Source organism: Synechocystis sp. LKSZ1, assembly GCF_040436315.1.
Classification (GTDB): Bacteria; Cyanobacteriota; Cyanobacteriia; order Cyanobacteriales; family Microcystaceae; genus Synechocystis.
In genome coordinates this window covers 1,637,918-1,664,651 of the sequence record NZ_AP031572.1, presented here as the reverse complement: position 1 = coordinate 1,664,651, position 26,734 = coordinate 1,637,918, and the positions used below count along the sequence as shown (strand labels likewise).

Annotated in this window: 20 protein-coding genes and 2 tRNA genes; 10 read left to right on the top strand and 12 right to left on the bottom strand. The window is 51.5% G+C overall.

Features of this window, described 5'->3' with window-relative positions; genetic code table 11:
* Positions 1 to 102: 102 nt before the first annotated feature.
* Positions 103 to 3,030: a DNA polymerase I gene (polA, locus tag ABXS88_RS07860; RefSeq protein WP_353674623.1), complete on the top strand. Its 2,928-nt coding sequence runs from the start codon at positions 103 to 105 to the stop codon at positions 3,028 to 3,030.
* Between the two features lie 133 nt (positions 3,031 to 3,163).
* Positions 3,164 to 4,543: a gluconeogenesis factor YvcK family protein gene (locus tag ABXS88_RS07855; protein WP_353674622.1), complete on the top strand. Its 1,380-nt coding sequence runs from the start codon at positions 3,164 to 3,166 to the stop codon at positions 4,541 to 4,543.
* Positions 4,544 to 4,564: 21 nt separating this feature from the next.
* Here the strand turns inward: ABXS88_RS07855 and ABXS88_RS07850 are convergent, their stop codons facing one another.
* Together ABXS88_RS07850 and ABXS88_RS07845 are read right to left on the bottom strand one after the other, a co-directional pair.
* A complete protein-coding gene (locus tag ABXS88_RS07850) occupies positions 4,565 to 4,951 on the bottom strand; it encodes a hypothetical protein (protein WP_353674621.1) in 387 nt (128 codons plus the stop codon).
* Between the two features lie 90 nt (positions 4,952 to 5,041).
* A tRNA-Asn gene (locus ABXS88_RS07845) sits at positions 5,042 to 5,113 on the bottom strand.
* A 151-nt stretch (positions 5,114 to 5,264) separates the two neighbouring features.
* On the opposite strand from ABXS88_RS07845, the gene ABXS88_RS07840 reads away from it, so the two are divergent.
* The gene (locus tag ABXS88_RS07840; protein ID WP_353674620.1) at positions 5,265 to 5,738 is read left to right on the top strand and encodes a hypothetical protein; all 474 of its coding nucleotides are present in this window, start codon (positions 5,265 to 5,267) and stop codon (positions 5,736 to 5,738) included.
* Between the two features lie 189 nt (positions 5,739 to 5,927).
* On the opposite strand, the gene ABXS88_RS07835 is transcribed toward ABXS88_RS07840, so the two are convergent.
* Positions 5,928 to 5,999 (bottom strand) — tRNA-Val (locus ABXS88_RS07835).
* A gap of 131 nt (positions 6,000 to 6,130) precedes the next feature.
* Positions 6,131 to 8,107, bottom strand: a complete 1,977-nt coding sequence (gene htpG / locus ABXS88_RS07830) for a molecular chaperone HtpG (RefSeq protein ID WP_353674619.1) — start codon at positions 8,105 to 8,107, stop codon at positions 6,131 to 6,133.
* Positions 8,108 to 8,372: 265 nt separating this feature from the next.
* Here htpG and ABXS88_RS07825 point away from each other — a divergent pair, with 265 nt between their 5' ends.
* The 3 genes from ABXS88_RS07825 (at position 8,373) to ABXS88_RS07815 (ending at position 11,927) form a co-directional block, all read left to right on the top strand.
* A complete protein-coding gene (locus ABXS88_RS07825) occupies positions 8,373 to 9,857 on the top strand; it encodes a cyclic nucleotide-binding domain-containing protein (RefSeq protein ID WP_353674618.1) in 1,485 nt (494 codons plus the stop codon).
* Between the two features lie 79 nt (positions 9,858 to 9,936).
* A complete protein-coding gene (locus tag ABXS88_RS07820) occupies positions 9,937 to 11,136 on the top strand; it encodes an aminotransferase class V-fold PLP-dependent enzyme (RefSeq protein WP_353674617.1) in 1,200 nt (399 codons plus the stop codon).
* A gap of 17 nt (positions 11,137 to 11,153) precedes the next feature.
* Complete coding sequence (locus ABXS88_RS07815; RefSeq protein ID WP_353674616.1) at positions 11,154 to 11,927, top strand: tetratricopeptide repeat protein; 774 nt, start codon at positions 11,154 to 11,156, stop codon at positions 11,925 to 11,927.
* On the opposite strand, the gene ABXS88_RS07810 is transcribed toward ABXS88_RS07815, so the two are convergent.
* Genes ABXS88_RS07810 through hemC form a run of 3 tightly spaced genes read right to left on the bottom strand, consistent with a single transcriptional unit; the run spans position 11,924 to position 14,281 of the window.
* Positions 11,924 to 12,889 (bottom strand): NAD(P)-dependent oxidoreductase, encoded by a 966-nt coding sequence (locus ABXS88_RS07810; RefSeq protein ID WP_353674615.1) that lies wholly within the window; start codon positions 12,887 to 12,889, stop codon positions 11,924 to 11,926. The two genes, ABXS88_RS07815 and ABXS88_RS07810, sit on opposite strands and share 4 nt — an antisense overlap.
* 11 nt (positions 12,890 to 12,900) lie before the next feature.
* Positions 12,901 to 13,293 carry a hypothetical protein gene (locus ABXS88_RS07805; protein WP_353674614.1) on the bottom strand — a complete coding sequence of 131 codons (393 nt, stop codon included), beginning with the start codon at positions 13,291 to 13,293 and terminating at the stop codon, positions 12,901 to 12,903.
* Between the two features lie 37 nt (positions 13,294 to 13,330).
* On the bottom strand, positions 13,331 to 14,281 hold the full coding sequence (gene hemC / locus ABXS88_RS07800) for a hydroxymethylbilane synthase (RefSeq protein WP_353674613.1): 951 nt from the start codon (positions 14,279 to 14,281) through the stop codon (positions 13,331 to 13,333).
* A gap of 153 nt (positions 14,282 to 14,434) precedes the next feature.
* On the opposite strand from hemC, the gene ABXS88_RS07795 reads away from it, so the two are divergent.
* On the top strand, positions 14,435 to 15,826 hold the full coding sequence (locus ABXS88_RS07795; RefSeq protein ID WP_353674612.1) for a cytochrome P450: 1,392 nt from the start codon (positions 14,435 to 14,437) through the stop codon (positions 15,824 to 15,826).
* Positions 15,801 to 16,031 carry a DUF6737 family protein gene (locus ABXS88_RS07790; RefSeq protein ID WP_353674611.1) on the top strand — a complete coding sequence of 77 codons (231 nt, stop codon included), beginning with the start codon at positions 15,801 to 15,803 and terminating at the stop codon, positions 16,029 to 16,031. Before ABXS88_RS07795 ends, ABXS88_RS07790 begins: the two co-directional genes overlap by 26 nt.
* A 61-nt stretch (positions 16,032 to 16,092) precedes the next feature.
* Here the strand turns inward: ABXS88_RS07790 and ABXS88_RS07785 are convergent, their stop codons facing one another.
* From ABXS88_RS07785 to ABXS88_RS07775, 3 genes are all read right to left on the bottom strand, one after another.
* Positions 16,093 to 16,509 (bottom strand): MAPEG family protein, encoded by a 417-nt coding sequence (locus ABXS88_RS07785; protein WP_353674610.1) that lies wholly within the window; start codon positions 16,507 to 16,509, stop codon positions 16,093 to 16,095.
* 74 nt (positions 16,510 to 16,583) lie between these two features.
* Complete coding sequence (gene argH, locus ABXS88_RS07780; RefSeq protein WP_353674609.1) at positions 16,584 to 17,972, bottom strand: argininosuccinate lyase; 1,389 nt, start codon at positions 17,970 to 17,972, stop codon at positions 16,584 to 16,586.
* Positions 17,973 to 18,015: 43 nt separating this feature from the next.
* Positions 18,016 to 18,225, bottom strand: a complete 210-nt coding sequence (locus ABXS88_RS07775; protein ID WP_353674608.1) for a hypothetical protein — start codon at positions 18,223 to 18,225, stop codon at positions 18,016 to 18,018.
* A 307-nt stretch (positions 18,226 to 18,532) separates the two neighbouring features.
* On the opposite strand from ABXS88_RS07775, the gene aspS reads away from it, so the two are divergent.
* Complete coding sequence (aspS, locus tag ABXS88_RS07770; RefSeq protein WP_353674607.1) at positions 18,533 to 20,329, top strand: aspartate--tRNA ligase; 1,797 nt, start codon at positions 18,533 to 18,535, stop codon at positions 20,327 to 20,329.
* A gap of 5 nt (positions 20,330 to 20,334) precedes the next feature.
* Entirely contained in the window at positions 20,335 to 21,834 is a 1,500-nt protein-coding gene (locus ABXS88_RS07765) for a hypothetical protein (protein WP_353674606.1), read from the top strand.
* 170 nt (positions 21,835 to 22,004) lie between these two features.
* On the opposite strand, the gene ABXS88_RS07760 is transcribed toward ABXS88_RS07765, so the two are convergent.
* Both ABXS88_RS07760 and ABXS88_RS07755 read right to left on the bottom strand, forming a co-directional pair.
* Positions 22,005 to 23,555, bottom strand: a complete 1,551-nt coding sequence (locus tag ABXS88_RS07760; RefSeq protein WP_353674605.1) for an AAA family ATPase — start codon at positions 23,553 to 23,555, stop codon at positions 22,005 to 22,007.
* A 32-nt stretch (positions 23,556 to 23,587) separates the two neighbouring features.
* On the bottom strand, positions 23,588 to 26,638 hold the full coding sequence (locus ABXS88_RS07755; RefSeq protein ID WP_353674604.1) for a TIGR03032 family protein: 3,051 nt from the start codon (positions 26,636 to 26,638) through the stop codon (positions 23,588 to 23,590).
* Between the last annotated feature and the right edge of the window lie 96 nt (positions 26,639 to 26,734).

The window sequence follows — 26,734 nt, the reverse complement described above, 5'->3', positions numbered from 1 at the left end:
AGGAGTGGCAAAATCTTTTCCTCGTTGGGGTCGGTTATGTTGTCAGGCTTCAGAGATTGGGTATTAGGGTAGGCTGGAGATCGCGTTATTTTTCCCACCGCTATGACTGCCCCGTCCGTTTCCAGTCCTTTACTGCTTCTAGTTGATGGCCATTCCCTGGCCTTCCGAGCCTACTATGCCTTTGCCAGTTCCAAGAAAGGCCCTCTACGGACAGCGACGGGCATCCCCACCAGCGTCTGTTTTGGCTTTTTAAACTCGCTGTTGCAAGTGGTTGAACAACTGCGGCCCCAGGCCCTGGCCATTGCCTTTGACCGCCGCGAACCCACCTTCCGCCACGAAGCTGATGCTAATTACAAGGCCGACCGTCAGGAAACCCCAGAGGAATTTTTAGTCGATATGGGCCACCTACGGCAGTTACTGGAGGTCCTGAACTTAGCCACCGTGACTTATCCAGGCTACGAGGCCGATGATATTTTGGGAACCCTGGCCGAGCAGGCTGTCCAGGAAGGCTACCAGGTCAAAATTCTCAGCGGCGACCGGGATTTATTTCAACTGGTGGATGGAACCGGCCAGATTGCGGTGCTGTATCTCAGCCGTAATCCCTTTCAAAGTTCCAGCGGCTACCAGGAAATGGATTGGCAGGGGGTAACGGAAAAAATGGGGGTGACACCGGCCCAAATCGTAGACTACAAGGCCCTCTGTGGTGATAGCTCTGACAATATTCCGGGCATACGCGGCATTGGCGAAAAAACCGCCGTCAAACTATTGCGGGAATACCAAACCCTAGAGAATCTCTACGATAACCTGGGGCAACTCAAAGGGGCCGTGAAAAGCAAGCTGGAATCCGGTCGAGCCGATGCCGAACATTCCCGCCACCTGGCCCAAATTATCCAGACCGTTCCCCTGGCGTTAGATTTAACGAGCCTCACGCTCCAGGGCTTTGAACCTGGCCCTGTGGGTCAACTTTTTCAAGAACTCGAACTACGGAGTTTGGCAGAAAAATTACCGCAAATTCAGGGCCAATTGGGCGGTTCTACCGTTGAGAGATTAGAAGACCTCGTTCAACCGCTCCCCGCTGGAGAAGGGGCCTCGCAACAATTATCCTTTTTTCAAGCCCCGGCCATTGTGGTTCCAGCCCCGGCTCCAACCCCCGTTTCAGCCCTAGCCAGTATTCAACTCAGGCCCCTTATTATTCAAACGCCCCAGCAACTAGACACCTTGGTGGAATGCTTGCAAGGTGCCACTGATCCAGCGCATCCCGTGGCCTGGGATACGGAAACTGATGGTCTAGACCCCTTTAACGCTCAGTTAGTGGGCCTGGGTTGTGCCTGGGGGCCTGGCCCGGAAGCAGTGGCTTATCTTCCCCTGGGCCACCACGAAGGAGAACAATTATCGCTCTCGGAAGTATTGACGGCCCTGCGACCGATTTTAGAAAGTCCTGACTATCCCAAGGTCTTACAGAATGCTAAATTTGACCGTCTGATCCTCCAGCACCACGGCATCCAACTCCAGGGTGTCGTCTTCGATACCATGCTGGCTAGCTACGTCCTCCATCCTGAACAAAGCCATAATTTAACAGATCTCTGCCGACGGTACCTCCCCGATGCTATTGCCCTCAGCTACAAAGACCTGGGCCTGGGTAAGGGCCAAACCATAGCGGATCTAGATATTGCAACCGCGGCCCTCTATTGTGGCCTGGATGCCCACAGCACCTATCGTCTCCAGGAAAAATTGAGCCAGGAACTGGCCGCCTATCCGCTTTTGCAGGCCCTGTTTACTCAAGTCGAACTCCCTCTAGAATCGATCCTGGCTGCCATGGAAGACCGGGGTATTCGCATTGATGTGGCCTATCTACAGCAACTGTCCCAGCAATTGGCCGAGGAATTGCAAGGCATTGAACAACAGGCCTATGATGCCGCCGGGGAAGTCTTTAACCTGGGGTCTCCCAAACAACTGGCCGATATTTTGTTTGAAAAACTGGGCCTGAATCGCAAGAAATCCCGCAAAACCAAAACCGGCTATTCCACCGACCACGCCACCCTCGAAAAACTCCAGGGAGACCACCCGATTATCGACAGCATTCTTGAGCACCGTACCCTGGCCAAACTGAAATCTACCTACGTCGATGCCCTACCCAGCTTGGTCAATCCCCGCACCCAACGTATCCACACCGACTTTAACCAAGCCGTCACTAATACGGGCCGTCTGTCTTCTTCTAACCCCAACCTGCAAAATATTCCCATCCGCTCAGCCTTCTCGCGGCAGATCCGTCAGGCCTTTATCCCGGAACCGGGGTGGATTCTAGTCTCGGCGGACTATTCCCAAATTGAACTGAGAATTTTGGCCCATCTCAGCCAAGAGCCGGTACTTCTACAGGCCTATCAAACTGGCCAAGATGTTCACCGCGTCACCGCCCAACTGTTGTTTGAAAAGGAGGAGATTACCCCCGCAGAGCGAAATTTAGGCAAAACCATTAACTTTGGCGTGATTTACGGCATGGGGGCCCAACGCTTTGCTCGCGAAGCCGGCGTCAGTGCCGAAGAGGGCCGACAATTCATTGACCGCTATCGCCAAACCTATGCCCAGGTCTTTCGCTATCTGGAACTGATGAAAAAAACGGCGATCACTATGGGCTTTGTGCAAACCATCCAGGGCCGTCGTCGCTACTTTGACTTTGCCACCGAAAGCTTGAAACAATACCGAGGCGCTGAGCCGGACAGCATCGATTTAGAGACCCTGAAACTCAACTACACCGACGCCCAACTCCTGCGCTCTGCCGCTAATGCCCCGATTCAAGGCTCCAGTGCCGACATTATCAAAATTGCCATGGTTAATCTGGCTCCCCTACTCCGGCCCTACCAGGCCCGCTTATTACTACAAGTCCACGATGAACTGATCTTGGAGATGCCCGAAGCGGAGCAGGCAACCCTCCAAACCCTGATCCAAAGCACAATGGAACAGGCGGTTTCCCTCAGTGTTCCCCTGCGGGTAGAGGTTCACAGTGGCCCCAACTGGATGGCAGCCAAATAAAACATCAGAACTCAAAAGGGCTTTTTCTAATGGCCAGGGCCTATGATAGACTTTCAAAGAATCAAATTAAGCGCTCTTTTCAAGACCTTTCCTGCTGATTCTACGCCCAAGGTTATCGCCGTTTTCTAGACCTATGTCTCCGAGTCCTTTTAAATCTGCGATACGTCGGTTGAGATCAGAGAAGCGCAAATGGGGAGCGACCGTTTCCCAGCACACGCCCCAGCGGGTCAATCGTTGGTTCAAATGGCTTTCCCCCGGCTTATTTGTTAAGCGATGGCTTTTAATTAGCGCCATAGGCCTGGCGTTGATTTTTTTTGGTCTGGCCATCTGGGTTAAATTAACGCCGATCTATCGCATTGGCGAATTTGTTTCCCAGTCCTTGGAATGGATGACGCAATTAGTACCGAGCTATATTTCTGGCCCCCTGCTGTTGGCCCTGGGCCTTTTTTGTCTGCTCTGGGGCCAGAGTCGCACCGTCGGCTCTCTTACCGAAGTCCTCCAGCCCGAAGGCAGTCAGGAGCTGGTGGATGTTCTGCTGAACCATCGTCGCCTCAACCGGGGGCCTAAAATTGTAGTGGTGGGCGGAGGGACAGGCCTCTCCACCCTTCTGCGGGGACTCAAGCAGTACAGTACTAACATTACAGCTATTGTTACCGTGGCTGATGATGGCGGTTCTTCGGGCCGGCTCCGTCGGGAAATGGGAATTTTGCCACCGGGGGACATTCGCAACTGTATTGCGGCTCTGGCCGATGAAGAAAAACTTTTAACCGAACTTTTTCAGTACCGCTTCCAGGCTGGGGATGGCCTAACGGGCCATAGTTTTGGCAATTTATTCTTGACGGCCATGACCGATATTACCGGCGACCTCGAACAGGCCATTGCCGCGAGTTCAAAAGTTTTGGCCATCCGGGGCAAAGTACTACCGGCTACCCTCACGGACGTGACGCTCTGGGCCGAGTTAAGCGATGGTCGCTATATCGAAGGGGAATCCCAAATTACCGAAGCACGGGGTAAAATCCAAGCCATTGGCTGTTTACCGGCCGACCCACCGGCCCTGCCAGCCGTGTTAAAAGCCATTAATGAAGCCGACTACATCATCATTGGGCCGGGCAGTCTCTACACCAGTATTATTCCAAATCTTCTGGTACCCGACATTCAAAAGGCCATTGCCGCCGTCAATGCCCCCCGCATCTACGTCTGTAACATTATGACCCAGCCAGGGGAAACCGATAATTACACCGTTGCTGACCACCTCCAGGCCATTGATGCCATTTCTGATTACCGTCTGTTTGATGCGGTTTTAGTACAACGCACGCCCCCGTCTCCCCAGGTTTTAGAACACTACGCCAGCAAGCAGTGTCATCCCGTTTATCTAGACCGAGAAGCGGTGTCGGCCCTCGGTTGTCGCATGATCCTAGCTAATGTCATGGCAGAGAATGAACAAACAGGTCAGGTGCGGCATGATCCCCAACGTCTAGCCAAAGTTTTACTACGTTGGTATAGCGGTCAATAACCCGTTTCTTGCCACTTTTCCCTAGGAACGACCCAAGCGACGGAGTTCAGCCTGGAGGGCCTCTACTTGTTTGCGGAGGGCCTCTATATCTGCTTCTGTTTTAGGAGTTTCCGTCGCCGTGGTTGAGGTAGAGCTTTCCTCGTCGTCTTCCGAAATAATTTCAATGCGACGGGGTTCGCGGGGTTGGCTATTCGTTGGGTCTGGGGAAGGAATGCCCTGGGCTTCCCGCATTAAATCATCCACATAGCGCCGGGCTTCTTCCGTCGTCATCTCTCCTCTCGCCACGAGGTCATCGGCCAGTTTCTGCGCCTGCACTTTTAATTCCTGCAAGTTACTGCCAGCTTTTTCAGCGGCATAGGAGGCAATTCCCACGCCAAGGTAAAGCGCTTTTTGGACAAGGTCACGCATAGGTCTTGAGCCAGTCGAGGATACTTTTCCAGTGGTTGCTGGGATTAAGACCACAGTTCACACTGAAGCTTTACTCATTATAAATTTAAACTCCCCGGGTGGGATTCGAACCTACGACCAATCGGTTAACAGCCGACCGCTCTACCGCTGAGCTACCGAGGATTGCTGACGACAGTTACTCAATATAGCAAAAGTCCCAAGCATTGACAAGAGTTTAACAGCATTTTTTTGAGTCTCCCGTTTCCTTGAAAAAATTTGTCGAGGATTCCCCCCGCGCTTTATCGTAGAGTTAACTCCTCTGCCTGCCGTTTCTATGCTCACTCACCATAGCCGTCCCGTCTGTCTTTCGTTCATCTCCACTGACTTGCCCATCCTATCCACTCTGGAGACCTCTGCCACTCTCTACGAACAAGACCCAGGACGCTTCCACTTGCTCTTGCATCCGGCTCAGGAAATTGTCATCAGTCCAGAGGGGGAATCGCTACACACCACAACCCGGCCTCTACTTTGGTTAGAATTATCCTCCCATCGGGTCGTATTGACCCGCCAGGGCAACCATCAGTTTTCCTATCGTCATTTTTGGGAAAGAGGTGTCTACGGCATTAGTCGCTATTGGCTCAACGAGGGCAATCAGCATTTAAGTGATTCCTTTCGGCTCCGTAACTTTACTCGGGCCTTGACCTTGACGGGTAACCCCCTGCCAGAATTTTTGCGCGTTGAATACGAGCTGTGGTCAGATAAGCTTTGCTTAGGACACTACGTTGTCCACCTCGAGATTTATCACTAGGCCAGGTTCAGACGCCGGGTTAACCCTTATAGCGTGACGAGAATCACCGGGGAGCAGTGACGCCTGCGCTTGTGGACAAAGGGTTTTCTTCTGATAATAAGGTCAGGATTCAAAAAAGCGGGTGCATACATAGCACAAGGTCAATTATTTACCCAACAGTGTAAATTAATTGGCCCTCTTTTATTTTCATGGGGAGTGTGGGACTTGAACCCACGACTTACACCGTGTGAAGATGTCACTCTACCGCTGAGTTAACCCCCCTCATCCTGTATTCTACGGGCCCTGGTAGGCCTTGTAAAGCGTGACATCGGCTGGGACACGCCACTAAAAGGCCCTCAATCAACTAAGCTGAGGGCCTTTGAACTTTCTTGTTAATGACTAGCAAAGAACAATTATTGGGTTAAGCGAGTCAACACGGCATTGGAGCGTTCAATAAAGCCCTTCATGCCGTCGGCATCAAAGCCTTTCTGGGCCATCAAGGCCAGGTCATAGACGTGAAGACAGAGGGCCTTGGCTAATTCACCCGAGGGTGACTCACCGCTCGCTTGAACGATACTGCCCTGACTGAGGGAGAGAATATTGTGGATCAGGGGATGGTTCACATTGATCACCAGCATGTGCTCATCGGGAAAGGCCATGGCCTGTTGTTGCATCATGGCAGTCATTTCCCGTAGACGACGCATCGCTTCTGGCAGAAGTACCATGGCAGGAGGGGTACTGTGGGGATCATCGGCCTTGAGGGACTCCGTGCGGATATTGATCTTGGGATTATTCAGGGCCTTCTCGAATAATTCTTTGATCTGCTCACTGCGGGATTTGTTGGTGGCTGGGTCGATGATCTCGTTGGCCTTGTCCTCTTCCAGCAGGGTTTTATCGAGCTCCGAATCCACCCGAGAGAATTTGACCTCACTGTATTCTCGTTCCAGGAAGGGAATGAAGTAATTGGTATCAATGAAGGACTCCATAAACAGGATTTCAATACCCTGATTTTTGTAGAGTTCCACGTAGGTAGCCTGGGTACTCTGGTCTGTGCAGTAGAAGACCCGATTTTCGTGGCGTTCTTTGTTGCGGGCTAGGTAACTTTTCAGAGTCGTGTAGCCGGCTTTTTCGTAGGGATCGCCGTCGTTTTTGTCAGCGCTGACATCAGCCCAGGCATCGTCTTCGGTCTGGACTTCTACGGTGGGAGCGTCTTCAGTTTTTCCCTCGGCCTTATAGGTGGTGCGGTAGAGCAAGATCTCTTCAACCTGCTGTTTGAATTTGTCATCTTTGAGGGAGCCAAATTTGACAAAAGTACCGATGTCTTCCCAGCATTTGAGGTATTCCGCCGCATTTTCGCTGTAAAGCGCTTTCAAACGATCACCCACTTTTTTCGCAATGTAGTCGGCAATGCGACGCACGGTACGGTGGTTGGTCAGGGCACTGCGGGAGACATTGAGGGGAATGTCGGGACTGTCGATTACGCCACGGAGGGGCATCAGAAATTCGGGAATGACTTCTTCGCAGTGGTCACTGACAAAAACCTGATTGCAGAAGAGTTTGATCTGGCCGCGGGACACATCCACATCAGGCCGTAGTTTTGGGAAATAGAGAATCCCATTGAGCAAGAAAGGATAGTCGGTATTGAGGTGTACCCAGAGTAGGGGGTCTTCCTGGAAGGGGTAGAGGTAGCGATAGAGTTCGAGGTAGTCTTCCTTGGTTAAATTTTGGGGAGATTCCTTCCATAGGGCCCGTTGCTTGTTCAGAGTTTCCCCCTCAAAGCGGATGGGGACGGCCATAAAGTCGGAGTAGGTCTTGACCAATTGACGGATGCGGGAGGCTTCCAGGTATTCCTGCTCCTCTTCCATGATGGTCAGAGTGACGGTGGTTCCCACCTGCGTCCGGTCAGAATCCGTCAGTTCAAACTGGGGTGAACCATCACAACTCCAGTGAACGGCCTGGGCACCGGGCTGGAAAGAAAGGGTATCGATCTCCACTTTGGTGGAAACCATAAAAGCGGAATAAAAGCCCAGACCAAAATGACCGATCAGGTCGTTAGCTGTCTTCTGATACTTTTCAATAAATTCTTCGGCACTGGAGAAAGCGACTTGATTGATGTACTTTTTAACCTCATCGACAGTCATGCCAATACCGTTGTCGGTAATTGAGAGGGTCTTATTGACTTTATCGACCACAATACTAATTTCGGGTTCGGGGAGGTCGCCCTGGGCCTCCGCGGCGTAGGCGGCCATCTTCCGTTTAGCGATGGCATCGACCGCATTGGAAATTAATTCCCGCAGAAAAATCTCATGGTCGGTGTAGAGGGATTTCTTAATGATGGGAAAAATATTCTCGGTATGGATGGTAATATTACCTTTCTCGAGGACAGCCATAGAAATTCCAGTATCGTAACAACGTCAATAACTGCCTTCCATCTTACGGAGAAGCGGCCAACAGCGAAGCAGGGCATTCTCACCCCGTTTGATTCGGTTTTCCCGACTTGCCTAACTTAAACAGTAAACAAGAACTGTATTTTGCCTTCACGAGTCCTAGAGTCCAACTCAGCGCAGAAAAACACAATATCGGTTCTCCATCTGATCCGATAGAAGGGCAGTGTATTATTAATTTTAAGCGGTCTTCCTTTATCTTCACTTCGTTATGACTGAGCTGACGAAAAACATTGCTAGCTTTGTACAAAGCTTAAACTCAATTACCTTTAATTTTGGGCAAGTTAGTATTTCACTGTATTCGATTCTGCAAATTTCTTTCTATCTCTTAATTATTTACGTTTTAACTCACTATTTTAATACCCTCCTCAAGAAGCATTTATTAGCTCGTTTCATTACTGAAAAGGGCGTTCGTTACATTATTGCTAATTTAATTAGCTATAGCTTGGGAGCTTTTATTTTAATTATTATTCTACAGACGACGGGGATTAATCTTTCTTCCCTCGCCTTAATCGGTGGAGCCTTGGGTTTTGGAATTGGTTTAGGTTTACAAGACCTGACCCGTAACTTTGTTAGTGGCATGACCCTATTAGCAGAGCAAAAAATAAAGATTGGCGATTTTATTCAATTTGATGGTATCGAAGGCTATGTACGAGAAATTTCGCCTCGGGCAGTGGTAGTTCGTCTTAAAAATGGTTCTTCTGTCATTATGCCCAGTAGCGTCATTATTGAGCAAAAGGTGATTAACTATCATTACGATACCGAAACTGTCCGCTTAACCCTACCCATCGGGGTTGCCTACGGTAGTGACCCGGTTTTGGTGACAGAAACTTTACTCTTGTCGGCCTATAGCCAGAGTACAATCCTGCGGGAGCCGAGGGCCCAGGTGATTTTTACTAACTTTGGAGATAGTGCCCTGAATCTAGAATTGTGGGTCTGGATTAAAACCGCGGATGTGGGCATAAAGCCTGAAATTTTAAGTGCGCTACGCTTTGCTATTGAATACAATTTTCGGATTAATCATATTGTTATTCCTTTTCCTCAACGAGATTTATGGCTACGTAATCCTGATCCCTGGGTGACGTTCTTCCAGTCTGAAGAGCAGGTTTCCACGCAAGCAGATGGAGAGGACGTTTCCCTAAAAACAGCCCCCGAATCCCTGAAAAGTGTTCCCCTTCAAACAACGGTTTCAATCCGGAAAGTTTTGAAGTCAATCAACTATTTCCAAGACCTCAATGATTTAGAAATCAGACAATTAATAGAAATTGGTCAACTAAAGAATATTCAAGCTGGAGAGGTATTATTTCGAGAAAATGACCCCGGTGATGCCATGTATATTGTCATTTTTGGGGAAGTGGAAGTGTATGCTGAACAGTTAGGCAAAGTTTTGGCCACGTTGGGAATTGGTAGCTTCTTTGGAGAATTAGCCCTGATGCTAGGAACTCCACGAACCGCATCTGTCAAAGCCCTGCAAAATTCCCTACTCTTTGCTATTAAACATCCTCATTTTGAATGCCTCCTGCAAACCAACTTAGAATTTCGAGAGACGATCATTAATACCTTGAGCCAACACCAGGAAGAGTTGCGACAACGTAAGCAGGAACTGGCGGAAAAGGGCCTGTTAACGGCGGCGGAAGAAGACCCCAATATTGTCAACTGGATGCGGAAACGTCTGCAAATGCTCTTTGGCTTTTGAGGGCCTGGCCCCTCGTCTCCTGTCGATAAACAGAAAAACAATCTTTGCTACACTTTGGAAGCATTCTTCAATTACTGCCATGGCCCTCCAGTCCTCCCTCGACGACCCCAATCCCTTTTTCTCCCTGCGCTCAGAATTTCCCGGTCTGGGGGAGAAAGGCTACTTCAACTACGGGGGCCAGGGGCCGCTACCCCAATCGGCTTTCCAACGCATCCTCGAAACCTACCAGTTCCTAGAGCAAACTGGCCCGTTTTCCCTCACTGCCAACCGTTACTTCCAGACGGAAATGGCCCAACTCCGCCAGACCTTGGCCGAGGAATTTCAAGTGGCACCGGCCACGATCACGCTGACAGATAATGTGACAGCTGGTTGCAACATTGTGCTCTGGGGCCTGCCTTGGCAGAAGGGAGATCATATCCTAATGACAGACTGCGAGCATCCTGGCGTGATCGCCATTGTCCAGGCCCTGAGTCAGCGTTTTGAGCTGACCTATTCCACCTGTCCGATCCTAGCCACCCAGCAGGGAACAGATCCCGTGGCCGTGATTCAGGGTCATTTAACCCCCAAGACTCGTCTGGTGATCTTCAGCCATCTACTCTGGAACAATGGCCAAGTCCTGCCCCTAGCAGACATTATCCAGGCCTGTCGGGGTTTTCACGGTGAGTATCCCGTTCAAATCCTCGTCGATGGCGCCCAGGCCGCGGGTTCCCTGCCCCTAGATTTTTCGACCCTCTCCGTCGATTACTACGCTTTTACGGGCCATAAGTGGTTCTGTGGGCCGGCTGGTGTCGGGGGCCTGTATGTCCATCCTGAGCGGTTTTCGGAATTGGCCCCGACCTACGTCGGTTGGCGGAGTTTGCGGTATAGCAGTAGCGGTGAAGTTCTAGGCTGGGCCGAAGATGGCCGACGTTTTGAGGTGGCCACGGCCGCGTTTCCCCAATACCGGGGCCTCCAGGCCGCCCTGATGGTACATCGTCAGGCCGGAACCGCCAAAGACCGTTACCACCAAATTTGTACCCTAAGTGCCACCCTCTGGCAGGGTCTGCAAACCCTACCGGGCGTTCATTGCCTGAGTCCCCATCCCCCGGCGGCGGGCCTAGTGTCTTTTGAAGTCGCAGGGCCTCTGAGCCATGGAGAGATCGTTCAACGCTTGGAGCAGGAGCGTTTCTACCTGCGAACCATCGTTGACCCCAGTTGTATCCGGGCCTGTTGCCACTACTTCACCGAAGTCGCTGAAATTGATCGTTTATTAGCGGCTCTTAAACATATTCTTGCCTAACAATAAAGGAGTTTAAGATGAAGACCTTCCTCCTGAGCCTCTGTCTGGGACTGCTCCCCGTCGTTCCTCTTCTGGCCCAAACGACCCCAACGTCCCCCACCGTTCCAACCCCCAAAACCGCCGTCCAATGGTACAACCAGGGTGTTGATAAGCTCAACAGTCAGGACTATGCCGGGGCCATTGCCGACTTTAGCCAATCGATCCACCTCAATCCCAAGGATGCCGATACCTTCTACAATCGGGGCTACGCTCAACATATTTTGGGTAATCATACGGCCGCTATTGCGGACTACACCCAGGCCCTGCAACTCAACCCTAAATTTGCCTATGCCTTCGGCAATCGGTGCTACGCCTTTTTTCTGCTAAAACAGTATGCCCGGGCCATTGAGGACTGTACCAATGCCATTGTCCTCAATCCCCACTACGCCGATTTTTACATTTATCGCGGCAACGCCCAGGATGACATTGGCCAACCCAAAACAGCTTTGGCGGATTTTAACGATGCCATTCGTCTCAATCCCAAGCACGCCAACGCCTACTACAATCGCGGTCTGACCCATAATCGCCTTAAGGAATCCCAAAAGGCTCTGGCGGACTATACCAAAAGCATTGAACTCAATCCAAAATTGGCCGAGGCCTATTTCAATCGAGGCCTGACCCAGGCCCTGCTCAAACAAGAAAAGGCAGCCATCACCGACCTCAAAATGGCAGCCCAATTATTCCAGGCCCAGGGGAAAACGGAGTTGGCCCAGAAGGCTGAGCAATTATCGCAACAGCTTAGCCAGGGTTAGGCCACACCACTAACCTGAAGGAGTTCTGCCACCGTTGCACAATGGCTGGGTTGGCCGAAGCTGGCCGGGGAAACAGGACGGGGATAGGTAAAGTGGCGGTAATCCAAACAAAAATGATCCCAATCCGCCATTTGAATCCGAAAGAGCTTAATGAAAAGATGGGCCAGACTGATGGATAGGGGGATCTGGACATAAATCCGTTTGTTAAGGGCCTGGCAAATGTCTTGAATGGCCTGGGTGGCCGTTAGGGGAGCATTACCCAGCACAAAGTCTTGGCGTTGGCCCGTGGGGTGGGCCAAGAGATAGGCCACCACCCGAGCAATGTCGCGGCCATGGATGAAGTGAAAACTGCCGTCGGCCCGAAACCAACGAATTAAATTCAACCATTGCAGAATTTCTCCCAGGCCCCCGGAAAGATGGGAATAGGGCTTATTGGACTCACCACCAAAAACGAGCGTGGGATACACCACGGTTATTTTTTCGGCCATGACCGGCGAGATCCGGCAAGCGTCACTGTTGGCTTCCAGGGCCTGGTGACAGAGATATTTGGTGCGAATGTAGTCGGTTCCCAATTCCCCCGCTTCCTTGAGGGGATGGCCGGTGCGGTCGAGGATACTGGCTGTCGAGAAATAGATGACCTGCTCACAGCGGTCTGGATCGAGGCAATTAATCAGGGCCAGGGTTTTTTCTACATTGGTATCGTAGGTCTGCTGGTAGTCTCCCCAACTGGTGGCAATTAAAATGGCCACATCCATGGTTTGCAGGAGATCAGCATAATTTTCAATCTGATCTAGACTGGCTTCAATCAAGTGAATATCGGGACGGAGATGATCATTAAACTGGAGTTTCTGGGGATTTCTCACCAGTAAAAAGAGTTCATAATCTGGATTGGTAATCAACTCATCGGCCAAATAATGGCCAATACAGCCACTAATGCCCGTCACAAAAACACGTTTCTTCATGCAATCACAATTCAATCCGAGGACTGACAATGCTGAATAAAATAGCGGAGGCGGAGAAGACTGGCGGTTTGCCCCAGATTAAGCGGCAGTAGAGAAATGCCTTCTAGGCAGGACTGGAGCCAACCATCTCCCCAATACCATTCGTGGAAACCGTCAATGCCTTGACTGAGGAGCAAGCGCAGGTAATTATCCCCGACGCAATCCACCTGATGGGCCACCGCAATCGGGCCAAGATGACTGACAAAGCTCAGGCCGGGGGTTAACCGCTCCGGCAGGCCAGGGGGGAGGGTCTGGGGCTGTAACCACTGCCGTAGGTGGGGAACTAGCAGCAAACTATCGCGGATAGTCGGGGCTTTCGCGTCAATTTCAAAACGGAGATGACTCTGTTGGAAGGTACCCAGCATAGTAGTCGGCCGGTAGGGATAACACCCCAAATCTTAACTAACCCCGCTCAATCTCTGCCAGAATCTCGCCGGCCCCTTGTGCTCGCAGTTGTTCTGCTAGACGTTGGCCTAGGGCCTCGGCTTCCGTCCGGGGGCCCGTCAAATTATCTTTGAGGAGTTGCTGACCATCTAGGCTAGCCACCATACCCGTCAAGGTCAATTGCTCTCCTTCGATCTGGGTATTAACCCCGATGGGCACCTGGCAACCGCCCTCCAACTGGCGCAAAAAGGCCCGTTCTGCTAAGCAACGGTCACGGGTATCCGGGTCTTCCAAGACTTTTAACAAGCTTAATACTTCCGCATCATCCCCCCGGCATTCAATGCCCAAGGCCCCCTGGCCCACCGCATGGAGAGAAATTTCGGCGGGAATTACTTGATGGATTCGTTCGGCCATCCCTAAGCGCTGCAGGCCGGCAACAGCCAGAACGATGGCATCGTATTCCCCGGCATCCAACTTGGCCAGACGGGTATTGACATTGCCCCGCACATCCTTAAAGGTCAGGTGGGGATAGTGGTGGCGCAATTGGGCCAGACGACGCAGGGAAGAGGTTCCGATCACGGCCCCCTCCGGTAAGGTATCTAACTGCTGGCCCTGGTGTTTTGCGTTTAAAACTAACGCATCGGCCGGGTCTTCTCGTTTGGTGACACAGCCCAAAACCAGGCCCTCGGGTAATTTTGTCGGTAAATCCTTGAGGGAGTGAACGGCGAGATCGATGCTTTTTTCGATCATGCCCACTTCTAATTCTTTAGTAAACAGGCCCTTATCACCAATTTTAGCCAAGGCCACATCGAGAATCTTGTCTCCCTGGGTGCTCATGGTTTCCACATCAAATTGCCGCTCGGGAAAATGGGCTTGCAATTCCCCTTGCACCCAATGGGTTTGCACAAGGGCCAGTTGACTTTTACGAGACCCAATGCGGATAGTGCGGGCAACAGTGGAAACAGTCATGGGATATTAAATAGATAACGCTTCATTAAAAGAGACTCGATCTAGCATATCACCGGCGGCATCCCAAATCAGCACGTTCTTGGCCCCACCGCCTTCGCCCCCTAGCCTGGACAGAATGCTACCCTAGGGAAGACTGTTCCCCCGCCAAACCCTATGTCCACCCTTCCGTCTCCCTCTGGTCTTGCGTTACAGAACCGCCTCCAATGGGTTTTCGATCCCGTTAGTTATCTTGAACGAGCCCAGAGAGAATGTCCCGATATTTTCCAAGCCAATGGTCTAGGCTTTGGGGCCGATAAAATGGTGATGACCAATCATCCCCAGGCCCTCCAGCAACTCCTGAGTAATGAGCGCCGCCACTTCATTGCCCCCGGCCGCATCAATGCTATTCTTCGGCCCCTTTTGGGTGATACATCCGTAATCATGATCGAAGGAGACCGTCACCGCAAGCGTCGTCAGCTACTGTTGCCTAATTTCCATGGGGAACGCCTCAAGGCCTATGGAGATTTGATCGTCAAAATAACCCACCAGGCCCTGGCCAGTTACCAACCCGGCCAAGCTTTTCTGGCCCGCAACCTGACCCAGGCTATTTCCCTGCAGGTGATTTTTGAAAGCGTTTTTGGCCTAGCAGAGACTGCTAAATATAACCGATTAAAACAGTTATTGGCGGGCATGGCCGACCTGTTTAATTCCCCCCTTACCTCGGCTTTTCTCTTTTTTCCTAGTCTCCAACAAGATCTAGGGGCCTGGAGTCCCTGGGGCCGCTTTGTGCGCCGTCGCCAGGAGGCCAATACCCTCCTCTTTGCCGAAATTGCCGAGCGGCGGGCCAATCCCCAACCAGAACGCACGGATATTCTCAGTCTATTGATGTCGGCTCGGGATGAGCAGGGCCAACCGATGACGGATCAGGAACTGCGGGATGAGTTAATGACCCTCCTCTTTGCGGGCCACGAAACAACGGCGACGGCCATGGCCTGGGCCCTATACTGGCTCCATGCCAAACCAGAAATCAGTGCTAAGCTGCAAGCTGAACTAACGGCCCTTGGCCCCAACTCCGACCCCATGGAGATCCTGCGCTTGCCCTACCTAACGGCCCTGGGCAACGAAACCCTGCGGATCTATCCGGTGGCCATGTTGACCTTTCCCCGCCAAGCCATTACCGATACAGAGTTGCTGGGTCAGACCATCCCGAAGGATACGATGGTGATGGGTTCTATCTATCAAGTCCATCAGCGGCCCGATCTTTACCCAGACCCCAAAACCTTTAATCCCGACCGTTTTCTAGAGCGGCAATATTCTCCCTACGAATTTATGCCCTTCGGAGGGGGGATTCGGCGTTGTGTGGGGGATGCCCTGGCTCAATTTGAAATGAAGTTAGTCCTGGCAACTCTCATGGCCAACTATCGCTTCAGCTTGGCGGATAGTCGTCCAGAAAAGGCCCAGCGACGCGGGGTGACCCTGGCCCCGGCTCGGGGTGTCCCCATGATTTATCAAGGCCCTCAATCCCCTGTTACTCCGAACTATGAGCTACAATCCTTGGCAAGCTAAACCGTGGTGGTGTCAACCCTGGACGATTCTGCTGACGGGGGCTAGTTGCATCGGTGGTAGCTGGTTCCTTTTTCATAAATGGTGGCTCACCCTGCCCCTGAGTTTTCTGATTGTGCTGTGGTGGGCCTACTTCCTAATTCTGTGGCCGAGATTAATCAGGGAATGGATGGAACAAGAGGCTCGTTCGGTTCAACAAGATGGTTGATATAAAGCTATATTCCTTTAGATTGTAGATAAGGGATTTGTTACCGATAGTTGCTGAGACCCTAAAGCAAGGCTGTACTAAATAGTCCTCCAATACAGACCATGCCAAGGGCCCACATCGGAGAACGTAACCAGGGCCAGTCTAGAAGATAGAACAAAATGAAAAGAAAGCGACTAGTCAAAAAGATCAGAACGTACAGAGAGGTTTGGTCAGTGGCGCTATCGGTCACGTAAACAGTGAGAGTCGCCGCCATGAACAGAGAAAACACCTCAAAGGAATTTTGATGGGCCCAAGTCGCTCGTTTGGCGTAGTCGGGGAGGCGGTCTAACATAGCCCTAGGGGCGCTTAAATCCAGGCCAATGCTAACCCGTCCATAGGCCACCACGATATAGGGTAAATAAACTAGGCCCGCGGCGATGGCCAGGCCATAAAGCAAGACTTGGGAGGAGGTCAGGGATAAACCGAGGAAGCTGGTCATAGTAACCGGAAAATACAAGTACGTTTAACCCAGCTTACAGGAAAATTTTATCCCCTCTAGGAGGAGTCTAGACATTAGCCTTCGACCTCTAGGCATAATTTAGCCTGGGCGAGGGCCTGGCGTACTTGCTCAAAACCTGTTCCCCCATAACTATTGCGGGCGGCGACGACTTGCTGGGGTGTAATGGCCGCGTATATGTCAGTATCAAAAGCTGGGTGTAGGGCCTGCCATTCTGCTAGGGTTAAATCCTTGAGGAGTTTGCCCTGGGCCAGACTGGTTTTTACCACTTTGCCGACCAGATTATAGGCCTCGCGGAAGGGAACCCCTTTGGCCGCTAGGTAATCCGCCACGTCGGTGGCATTGGAAAAATCTTCAGCCACCGCCTGGGCCAGACGCTCAGTTTGAAACACTAGGCCCTCGGACAGCAGAATCGTCATGGCCTCTAGGCAAACTTGGACGGTTTTCACCGCATCGAACAGGGCCTCTTTATCTTCCTGGAGGTCTTTGTTATAGGCCAGGGGTAGGCCCTTCATCAGCACGAGCAGGCTTTGGAGATGGCCAATCACCCGTCCCGTTTTCCCTCGCACCAACTCCGCCACATCGGGGTTTTTCTTTTGGGGCATAATGCTAGAGCCCGTGGCACAGCTATCGGTCAGGCGAATAAAACTAAATTCCTGGGAGGCCCAGAGAATAATTTCCTCACTCAGGCGGCTAAGATGCACCATGATTAAGCTGGCGGCCCCCAAAAATTCAATGGCAAAATCTCGGTCGCTTACCCCATCCAGGCTGTTGGCATACAGGCCCTCAAAGCCTAGCAGATTAGCACTGAAATGACGGTCAATGGGGAAGGTCGTACCGGCCAAGGCCCCGGAACCGAGGGGAGAGATGTTCGTCCTGGCTCGAATTTCCCCTAGGCGCTCCCAGTCCCGTTGGGCCATCTGAAAGTAGGCTAGGAGATGGTGGGCCAGGCTGATGGGTTGGGCCCGCTGGAGGTGCGTATAACCAGGAATCAAGGTTTCAACATGTTCGCTGGCCAGGGCCACGAGGGTTTCCTGGAAAGCCCGTAAACTGGCCCGAATTTGGTCAATCTGATCGCGGAGGTAAAGGCGGATATCGGTGCCGACTTGATCATTGCGAGAACGGGCCGTGTGGAGTTTTTTACCCACATCCCCCACTAATTCCGTGAGACGACGCTCTACCGCAAAATGGACATCCTCTTGGTCAACACCGGGATTGAATTGGCCCTGACGATACTCCTGGCGAATTTGCTCTAAACCGGCCACCAATTGTTCCGCCTCGGTGACGCTAATAATGCCACTATGGGCCAACATTTTGGCGTGGGCCGCTGACCCTGTCAGGTCGTATTCAATTAATTCAATATCAAAACCAATGCTGGCATTAAAAAGCACAATGGCAGGGTGTAAACTACCCTCGAAGCGGTCACTCCAGGTTTTTTTGGCCATGGGGAAAAAGTAGGGGAATGGAAGTCTGAAAAATATTAGAAGACTAAGAGCCAATGAAACTGTGTAGTACCCAACCAACCACTAGGCCAATTCCTAGCGCCCAAACTTGGCCAGACTTAATAAAATTCTGAAAGGCGTTTTGAAAGTCGGCCAGAATATCAATGCGAGAAAGCCTACCATAATCGGTTGTTGCTAAAACGTTAACTTCCTTAGCTACTTGATGCCCAAGATCTTGCAAAGAGGCAGTCAGCATAGACAGGTCAGGGAGCATGGACATCTGGCTCCAATCTAGGATAGACATTTCTCCAATTAGCATCGACAAATCGCTCCCACAACGGTTATATCGCCCCCATATTAGCAAAGAATCTTGCCCCTCACCCCACCGCTTCAAAGTCCTTGGGGACTGGCCCGCCATAATTTTGATAATATCGGACGAACAAAATGCAGGATAATGGGCAATGCATTAAAGGGCCCGCTCAGCCATGCCGATTCTGTCAGATGAGCGGCGTTCCTCAGCTCAGTAACCTTGACTATCTGTTTTAATTCCTTTTGCAAACCCTATGCGGACTCACTACTGCGGCGACCTACGCACCACCCATCTCGGTCAAACCGTTACACTCTTTGGCTGGGTTGATCGCCGTCGAGATCATGGCGGGGTAATTTTTATTGATCTACGCGACCGGAGTGGCACGGTGCAGATTGCCAGTAATCCCAGCCAAACGCCTGCTTCTTATCCCGTGGCCGAGGGTCTCCGCAATGAATATGTTATCCGGGTGACAGGAACCGTCAGTCAACGCCCCCCGGAATCCCTCAATCCCAAATTGGCGACGGGGGAAATCGAAATTTACGCCGATGATATTGAACTCCTCAACGGGGTCAGCAAGCAACTCCCCTTTGTGGTCTCCAGCAGTGAAGCGGATCAAGTACGCGAAGATGTCCGTCTCAAGTACCGTTACCTAGACCTGCGTCGTGACCGTCTCAGTCAAAATTTGCAACTCCGACACCAAGTGGTGAAGGCCCTGCGCCGCTTTCTAGAAGACCAAGAACAGTTCATTGAGATTGAAACTCCTGTCCTAACCCGTTCTACTCCAGAAGGCGCCCGAGATTACCTTGTTCCCTCCCGCGTCAATCCGGGAGAATGGTATGCCCTGCCCCAATCGCCCCAATTGTTTAAACAGTTGCTAATGGTGTCGGGCTTTGACCGCTACTATCAAATTGCGCGTTGTTTTCGGGATGAAGACCTGCGGGCCGACCGGCAACCGGAATTTACCCAACTGGATATGGAAATGAGTTTCCTTTCTCAGGAGGAAATCCTAGGCCTTAACGAAGCCTTGATGGCCCATATTTTTAAAACGGTTAAGAATATTGATCTTCCCCGCCCCTTCCCCCGCCTGACCTACGCTGAGTCCATGGCTCGTTTTGGTACTGACCGGCCTGATACTCGCTTTGGCCTAGAGTTAGTAGAGGTTTCAGAATTAGTTAAGGATATTGGCTTTAAGGTCTTTTCTGGGGCCGTCCAGAGTGGGGGCTGTGTCAAGGCAATTACCGTTCCCGGTGGCAATGAGAGTATTTCCAATGTGCGGATTAAGCCCGGTGGGGATCTGTTCAAAGAGGCTACCGATGCCGGGGCCAAAGGTATTGCCTATATCCGTGTTCGAGAGGGCGGTGACATTGATACCATCGGGGCCATCAAGGATAATCTCAGTCCTGAACAAGTGACGGCCCTGCTCCAGTTAACCCAGGCCCAAGCTGGTGATCTCCTGCTCTTTGGGGCGGGCGACCGGGCCACGGTGGATAAATCCCTGGCTCGTTTGCGCTTAGTGTTAGGAGAACAATTGGGCCTAATCGATCCCGACCAGATTAACCTGCTCTGGGTGACGGACTTTCCTATGTTCGAGTGGAATGCTGAGGAAAAACGTCTAGAGGCCCTGCACCATCCCTTTACGGCCCCCAATCCAGCCGATTTAGACGACCTGAAAACGGCCCGGGCTCTGGCCTACGACTTAGTGTATAATGGTATTGAAATTGGTGGTGGTAGTCTGCGGATCTACCAACGAGACATTCAAGAACAGGTTTTTGCCACCATTGGCCTTTCCCTGGAGGAAGCCTACAGTAAGTTTGGCTTTTTGTTGGAGGCCTTCGAGTATGGCACCCCTCCCCATGGGGGTATTGCCTATGGTCTAGACCGTCTGGTGATGCTGTTAGCGGGAGAAGAGTCGATTCGGGATGTGATTGCCTTCCCCAAAACTCAACAAGCCCGCTGTCTGCTGACGGATGCCCCAGCGACAGTAGAGGCGAAACAGCTCAAGGAATTAGAAGTCGCTTCTACCCATAAACCTAAGGCAAAAACCGCGTAACATCTATGACCGCCCGTTTTCATCCTCCGAAAGCTATGCTGGCTGTCCTCGGGCCTTTTGACCGCATCGTCGGAGTTACAGCGCTAGTATTAGCAGTGGTTCTGGTACTCCTGTTGTGGCGCACCAATTCTGTCGAGTTGCGGGTGGTCAAGTACAGTTGGCAGGGCCAACAAATTGGCACCCAAGACCGAGTATTAAGCTTTCACTTGAATCAACCCCTAGTCTCGGAACAGTCTGCCTCCGTTTTCAAAATTGAACCTCCCTTAGCTGGACAACTCAGTGGCCAGGGCCGTCATTGGTTTTATACCTTATCGGAACTCCCCCGCTACGGTACTAGCTACCAAGTCACCCTAGAGGCCTCGTCGGCCCAAGCCAAGATCCCTCAACTTAGTAGCTTGGTTACTCTCCTCAATACCCATAACCGAGCCCTGGTCTACATTGGTATTAGCCCAGAAGAGCAGGGACGGCTGATTTTATTAGATATTACCAATCCCCAAAAGCCACAAAAATTGATCCTGACCCCCAAGGATTTGCGAGTTCGAGAATTCCAAATTTATCCCCAGGGAGACCGAATTCTGTTCACGGCCTACGACCCCAACCAGCGTCGTCCGTCGCTACAGGTGTTTACCGTAACTACGGGCATTCATTACCAGACCCAGGATGCTTCAGTACTGCCTGGTAAAATCGAACGCATTTTAGAAGATGACAACTACGATAATTTCTCCCTAGCCCTGGCTCGTCACGGCAAGATGCTAGTCTGGCAGAGAACCAACCGTGACAATATAGCGGATTCTAGTCTATGGGCCTGGCCGTTGGGAGAATCACCCCGGCCCCTGGGCCTGCGGAGTGACGATTTTATCCTTTCAGCGGATGGACAGTGGTTGGCCCTGGCTCAAGAGGGGGGCGTTAGCCTATTCCCCTTGGTACAGGGCCTGGGAGATACCCAATTTCTCGCCGGCTATAGTCATCCCTTAGCTTTTTTAAACGCTAAAAATGAAGTGTTATTGTCCCAACTCCAAGCAGACAATCGCTATAGATTGATGTTGCTGCCCTTCACAGCCAACTCCAAAGCAGCGCCCGCGCCTCCCCACATTGTCGTCCAGGCAAAGTATCCAGTTCTCGACTGCCAATTCGAGCCTCGTCAGAGTAATATTTTGTATTGTCTTAAGCAGGATTTTGTTCAGCGAGATAATGGCCAACCGCAAGAAGAACCGTTTTTAGCCATTGTTAATCAACAGACCCAAAGCCTTCGTCCTCTCCTGGCCCTGCCCAACTACCCCGATGTCAGCATGAGTGTGGCTCCTGATGGCCTGGCCCTGCTCTTCGACCAAGTGGCAACGGTTGCCCCCTCTAGGAATAGTGATTTATTAACGCCTTCCGGCCAAGCGATCACCGATGGTCGGATCTGGTTGTTGGCCCTACCCGATAATATTTCAACGGGCCTGCCCAATGAAATATTGCCCCAGGAACTTGCCGTTGGCTTTGCTCCCCAATGGATGCCCTAGCTGGCGAAAATTTATTGATGGCAGATACAGACAATGGTTTTAAGTATTATTGATCTTTGGTATTTATCGTACAGGACTCAGTTGAGAGCTTTCTCTCTGGCCCAGTTTTTAGGCGCCATTGATGTGGGGGCTATCTTTAAGTTTTCTGTAGCAGGGAAGTTGTCTGGCCCTTAGCCACGAATCACAGTAATCTCTCGGCCCGCCGGACTCAGGGCCTGCTCGGTGGTGGTTCGCTCACTAATCGGCAATAGATTGGGCCGACGGTCAAAAATCACCAACCAACCTGTTTCTAGCCCTAAACCATCTAAGTACTTATCCAACTGGGCCAGGCCTTTCGCTAAAGGATCGGGTTGGCCAGGCCGCCAGACTTTGAGTTCCATGCCCATCACTACCGGGCCATAACGGAGGCAAATATCCATGCGTCCCGAACCAATGGCATATTCCCGCTCCAGAGTGCCGCCGCCATTCACCACTCGATGCAGAAAGGCCATTAAAACAAGGTGAGGGGCAATTTCAGGATAGGGGGTACTCTTGAATAACGGTTCCCCGTGCTGTCGCCAAAAGTCTAGAAAGGCCTGGAGGAGTTCCGTTGGCAGGAAGTTGCCCTCGGCATCTAACCAGCGGGGTTCAATCAGGCCAATAGAAGCACGGGTCGTATAGGTCAAGACTCGCGGCAATACTTCTCTATAGATAGGATTCGCAATTTCTAGGCCTCGGCCGTTGCTATCTTTACACAAACCCAAATCTAGTACATAGCGAATATCATCAGGAGGGACATCCGGTAATTCTGCCCCGGCCAAAATCGGTTCAATGAGGGCTTTAACTCGGGTTTCTCGTAATCTTTCTGCCAAGCTATCGAGATGGGTATCCTGGCGTTGAATCAGAATCTCTTTGGCCTGTTCTATTACTTCCAGCGTAATAGGTTGAGTACGGTCTTTGACAATAAATTCCGTGGCCTGTCGGGCCAGGGCATTGACTAACCAGGGCTGGCCATCCGTCAAATAAAAGGCATGGGTCAAGGCTTCGGGAGTAAAGAGTTGGCCCGTTGCATCGGTATGCTGTTGATATAAACTTTGGACATCCTCAAAACTAAAATTACCGAGGGTTAAGGATTCAACCTTAATATTAAACGGACTGGCGGTATTCAATCGCTCACTCCCCCCGGATTTAACCTTGTAATCTCGTACATCCCGCATGCCCACGAGTGCTAACGACTGGGGAAAGCCCTGGGGCCGACGGGGGTAACCATCGCGCAATTGCCGCAATACTGAAATCAGGGTTTGATTTTGTAGAGAGTCAATCTCGTCAATGAAGACAACCAGAGGGCGAGGCGAGGTCTGGGCCCAATGTCCTAAAGCGGCGTTAATTTTGCGCCCGGATTTCGTTTCTGGCCAGAGAGGAGGATAGAGTTCGGGGGGAAGCCAAAAGCGACTAGCATCTTGCCAGGCATCTAGGATGGCATCTTCAGCAATGTCGGGCTGTTCCGGAAAAGCGGAACCGACTTCTGCAGACAACATCACAGCCGTGTATTGGCCACTTTCGGTTAATTCCTTAGCCAGGGCCAGCATGGCGGTGGTTTTACCCACTTGACGCGGCGCATGGATCACAAAATAGTTGCGTTGGTCAATCAAAGGACGCAATTGGGGCAGTCGCGCCGTCGGAGATAGCATGTAGTGGATATCGGCCTGACAAGGGCCTGCCGTGTTGAACCATTTAGGCATGGGGAAAATTGCTCCGAAGGGCCTTTTTTAGATTATCTCAAACCGATAATGACTCTTTTCTGCCAGATGTGTTGGTAGGCCTGCTCTAAATGATGAGCAAAAGTGTGGAGGTCAAACAGGGGAAGCGGGGACTCTCCTAAGGCGACATTTCCCCAACGCTGTGCTTGCAACTTCTGTTTAATAGCGCTGAGTTGGTCTAAATGGGTGGCGAGGGTGATGGCCTGCTGTTCATAGGCAGCGGTGGTTTCACAGATGAGGGATTCCAGGCCAACGCTGGCGCAAATACTAGCCCCCATCCGTGAGGCATTGCTTGCTCCGGCCTTAGTAAGGAGGGGGACGCCCGCCGCAACGGAGGCGATCGCCGTTGATCCAGCGGTGTAAATAAAGGTATCTAGGGTCAGATCTACCAGGGCCAATCGGGCAAGATGTTCGGGATAGGGCAACTTTCGAGCAAAAATAAGACGACTAGGCTCAATCCCGTGGTTTTGGGCCGCTTGTTGGAGGTTATGAGCGATTACCTCAACTCGTGGCTCTGCTAGCCAGAGAACACTATTCGGGACATTATGCAAAATCCGCATCCAGGTAGCAAAGACATCAGGATCAATTTTGTGATGGGTATTGAAACAACCAAATACAAACCCCTTTGCCGGAAGGCCTTGGGAAGTCCGGTCGGGGACAGAGGCGGGGAGCGCCGTTGGACTGCCGACGAAAGCATGGGGCAGATTGATCACAGACTCATAGTAGTACGGGTAAGACGCTGGCGGCACGAGCCAGGAATCAGCCAGTAAGTATTGGATAAAGTCAGCCCCCATCGTGTTGGGAAAGCCTAGCCATTGAATTTGCACTGGTGCAGATTGCAACGCAAATAATTCTGGCCGACCAAAAGCCGTGTACCCTGCCAGATTAACCAGGATGTGAATGCCATCTTGATTAATGCGTTGGGCCGCTTCTTCTAGAGGTAAGTTCGCAAGATCGCGAAAGGTATCGCACCCCTTCCGAATCAATTGGCTATAGGGATCATCTGAATCTAGAGGTCGCAGAGCATAGCCATAGATTTCAAAGTGCTCCCGACTGTGGTGCTGAAATAACTGATCAATCAGCCGTCCAACGGCATGATCAGCAAAATCGGGGGAAGCATAACCAATGCGGAGTTTGCCGCTATCAGGAGGGGCCTGCCAAGAACAGCGAGCACGCAGAGGCGCGACGGATTCAGCAATGCTTTGCCCGTAACGGCGCAGGGTAGCTGCCATGAGATCTAAGGGAAGGGGCAGTAGATTCAGGTCATAGGCCCCCAACGCTAAACTGTCCTTTTGTCCGGCTACATAACAAGTGGCGGCAGTGATGACCTGCTGAACAAATTCATCGTAGTTTTGCCAGTCACATAGGCGAACCTTCACCATTCCCAGCCGTTGGCAAATGGATTCTTGGTCAGGAGTGTATTTTAAACTCTGCTTGTATAGATCCTGAGAAGCTACAAACTTTCCCTGATAATCCCAGATCTGGCCCAGTTGTAGGATTGCTTCATGGTGCTGGGGATCTAAGGCAATAATTCGTTTAAATAGAATCGTCGCCTGATCAAGCTCGTACAACTGACGATAGAGCAACCCAAAGTTAAACAGGGCCGGAATGTAATTGCGATCGAGCTGAAGAGCCGTGCGAAAATGGGCCATCGCCCTTTCGATATCGTTGACTTGCACCAGAATTTGAGCCAGGTTGGTATGGGCCGCAACACTATTGGGGTTAAGGCGGAGGACTTGTTCAAACTGAGGTTTGGCTTCTGGAAAGCGGTCTTGCTGAACCCATACAAGGCCGAGCTGATGGTGCGCGGCGGCGTAGCCGGGATACAGGGCGATTGCGGCTTGAAAGGCGGCTTCGGCCTCCTGATCATTGCCCGCTTTCTGGGCCTGTTTACCTGCTAGAAAGTGGCGTTTTGCTGCTTCGAGGTGTTCTAGGGAGACTTGAGACGTATCGGCAAAGGCTGGTAGCTTTGTGTCTTGACGATCTTTTATACTGTTGCTATTGGCCCTGGTCTTTAGGAGAAGGCGCAGATCTTGGCCGGGTTCCGGCCGTTGGCTGAGGACAGCAGGGCATTGGATATTAGGCAAGACTTGTACGTCGTAGAGTTCGTTAATGATGCCGTCTATCCACATCCAGTGGACAATGTGACCTGTGTTGAGGTCAATAACGACGAGGCCGCAACGGGGGTCAGCTTCTTTTTCAGCTAAACGGCGATCTAGGCTAAGGCCAGCAAAGGTTTGGTCCCTTGGTCTGGAGAGGGCCACAATGGCATAGTCCTTCCAGAAAGCAAGGCCACGTCCGTAGCCAGGACAAAAGGTAATCGCTTCAAATTGGCCGTTGTTGGGGTCGATATAGCCAAATTCACCCTGGCCGGAATTCAAGAGCCAGAGCTTGTCTTGGTAGTACCGGGGAGAGTGGGGCATAGAGAGGCCGGTTGTCAGGATCTCGTTACGGGTGATATCCATGACAATGCCGCTACTGTCCCGTTTTTGACGCCAGCCATCAATGACATCAGACCGACTCACGGCCGTAACGTAGCGGGGTTGTCCGGCCACCAGGGCCAGGCCATTGAGATGGCAACGATCTTCAGGAACCAGTTTGGAGATGAAAGGCGGTTGCCATAAAGTTCGGAATGAACCCGTGCTGGGGTCGGGGGTGGCGAGGCAATTGTATTGGGTATTGACGAAGATAATTTGCCCTTGGGCATCTACTACTAAATCATGGATGTCCAGATCCCCAAGCTCATGGATTTGCTGGGGGACATAGAGACAGTCATACCCCTGACAAGTTTCTGTAGAGCCTAGTAGATTTTCAAACTGCCAAATCTTATCTTTGGTTCCCATGAAAAGTCCATTGGCCGTAGGATACAGGCCCATGGCATGGTCGAACACCCGTTTGAAGCAGGAGGGACGGCCATCCGGTTGTACACCGATTAAGAAGAGGCGGTGGGTCTGGTAGGTGGTCAAGGCGAGGCTGATGTTTTCTGTTGTCAGCCAGGGCAGAAAGGTGCTGGAACTACTGATGTCTTCTTGTGGTTGAGTTAGTGTTGATTGGGAATAAGCCATTAATATCTTCGTCATCCATCAACAAAAGGGGTTCCTAAACCTCGTTTTCAAGGCTTTCTTCGGAAGGTACTGTACCGATTACTTGATTCGACAGTT

Excerpts from the sequence above, each read along its gene's own strand:
- ABXS88_RS07840 (WP_353674620.1), top strand. The coding sequence starts at position 5,265 with ATGCTCACTCACCATAGCCGTCCCGTCTGTCTTTCGTTCATCTCCACT.
- ABXS88_RS07850 (WP_353674621.1), bottom strand. The coding sequence starts at position 4,951 with ATGCGTGACCTTGTCCAAAAAGCGCTTTACCTTGGCGTGGGAATTGCC.
- aspS (WP_353674607.1), top strand. The coding sequence starts at position 18,533 with ATGCGGACTCACTACTGCGGCGACCTACGCACCACCCATCTCGGTCAA.
- ABXS88_RS07825 (WP_353674618.1), top strand. The coding sequence starts at position 8,373 with ATGACTGAGCTGACGAAAAACATTGCTAGCTTTGTACAAAGCTTAAAC.
- ABXS88_RS07805 (WP_353674614.1), bottom strand. The coding sequence starts at position 13,293 with ATGCTGGGTACCTTCCAACAGAGTCATCTCCGTTTTGAAATTGACGCG.
- ABXS88_RS07765 (WP_353674606.1), top strand. The coding sequence starts at position 20,335 with ATGACCGCCCGTTTTCATCCTCCGAAAGCTATGCTGGCTGTCCTCGGG.
- ABXS88_RS07790 (WP_353674611.1), top strand. The coding sequence starts at position 15,801 with ATGAGCTACAATCCTTGGCAAGCTAAACCGTGGTGGTGTCAACCCTGG.
- ABXS88_RS07785 (WP_353674610.1), bottom strand. The coding sequence starts at position 16,509 with ATGACCAGCTTCCTCGGTTTATCCCTGACCTCCTCCCAAGTCTTGCTT.
- ABXS88_RS07755 (WP_353674604.1), bottom strand. The coding sequence starts at position 26,638 with ATGGCTTATTCCCAATCAACACTAACTCAACCACAAGAAGACATCAGT.
- ABXS88_RS07820 (WP_353674617.1), top strand. The coding sequence starts at position 9,937 with ATGGCCCTCCAGTCCTCCCTCGACGACCCCAATCCCTTTTTCTCCCTG.
- argH (WP_353674609.1), bottom strand. The coding sequence starts at position 17,972 with ATGGCCAAAAAAACCTGGAGTGACCGCTTCGAGGGTAGTTTACACCCT.
- ABXS88_RS07855 (WP_353674622.1), top strand. The coding sequence starts at position 3,164 with ATGTCTCCGAGTCCTTTTAAATCTGCGATACGTCGGTTGAGATCAGAG.
- ABXS88_RS07795 (WP_353674612.1), top strand. The coding sequence starts at position 14,435 with ATGTCCACCCTTCCGTCTCCCTCTGGTCTTGCGTTACAGAACCGCCTC.
- ABXS88_RS07775 (WP_353674608.1), bottom strand. The coding sequence starts at position 18,225 with ATGCTGACTGCCTCTTTGCAAGATCTTGGGCATCAAGTAGCTAAGGAA.
- htpG (WP_353674619.1), bottom strand. The coding sequence starts at position 8,107 with ATGGCTGTCCTCGAGAAAGGTAATATTACCATCCATACCGAGAATATT.
- hemC (WP_353674613.1), bottom strand. The coding sequence starts at position 14,281 with ATGACTGTTTCCACTGTTGCCCGCACTATCCGCATTGGGTCTCGTAAA.
- ABXS88_RS07760 (WP_353674605.1), bottom strand. The coding sequence starts at position 23,555 with ATGCCTAAATGGTTCAACACGGCAGGCCCTTGTCAGGCCGATATCCAC.
- ABXS88_RS07815 (WP_353674616.1), top strand. The coding sequence starts at position 11,154 with ATGAAGACCTTCCTCCTGAGCCTCTGTCTGGGACTGCTCCCCGTCGTT.
- polA (WP_353674623.1), top strand. The coding sequence starts at position 103 with ATGACTGCCCCGTCCGTTTCCAGTCCTTTACTGCTTCTAGTTGATGGC.
- ABXS88_RS07810 (WP_353674615.1), bottom strand. The coding sequence starts at position 12,889 with ATGAAGAAACGTGTTTTTGTGACGGGCATTAGTGGCTGTATTGGCCAT.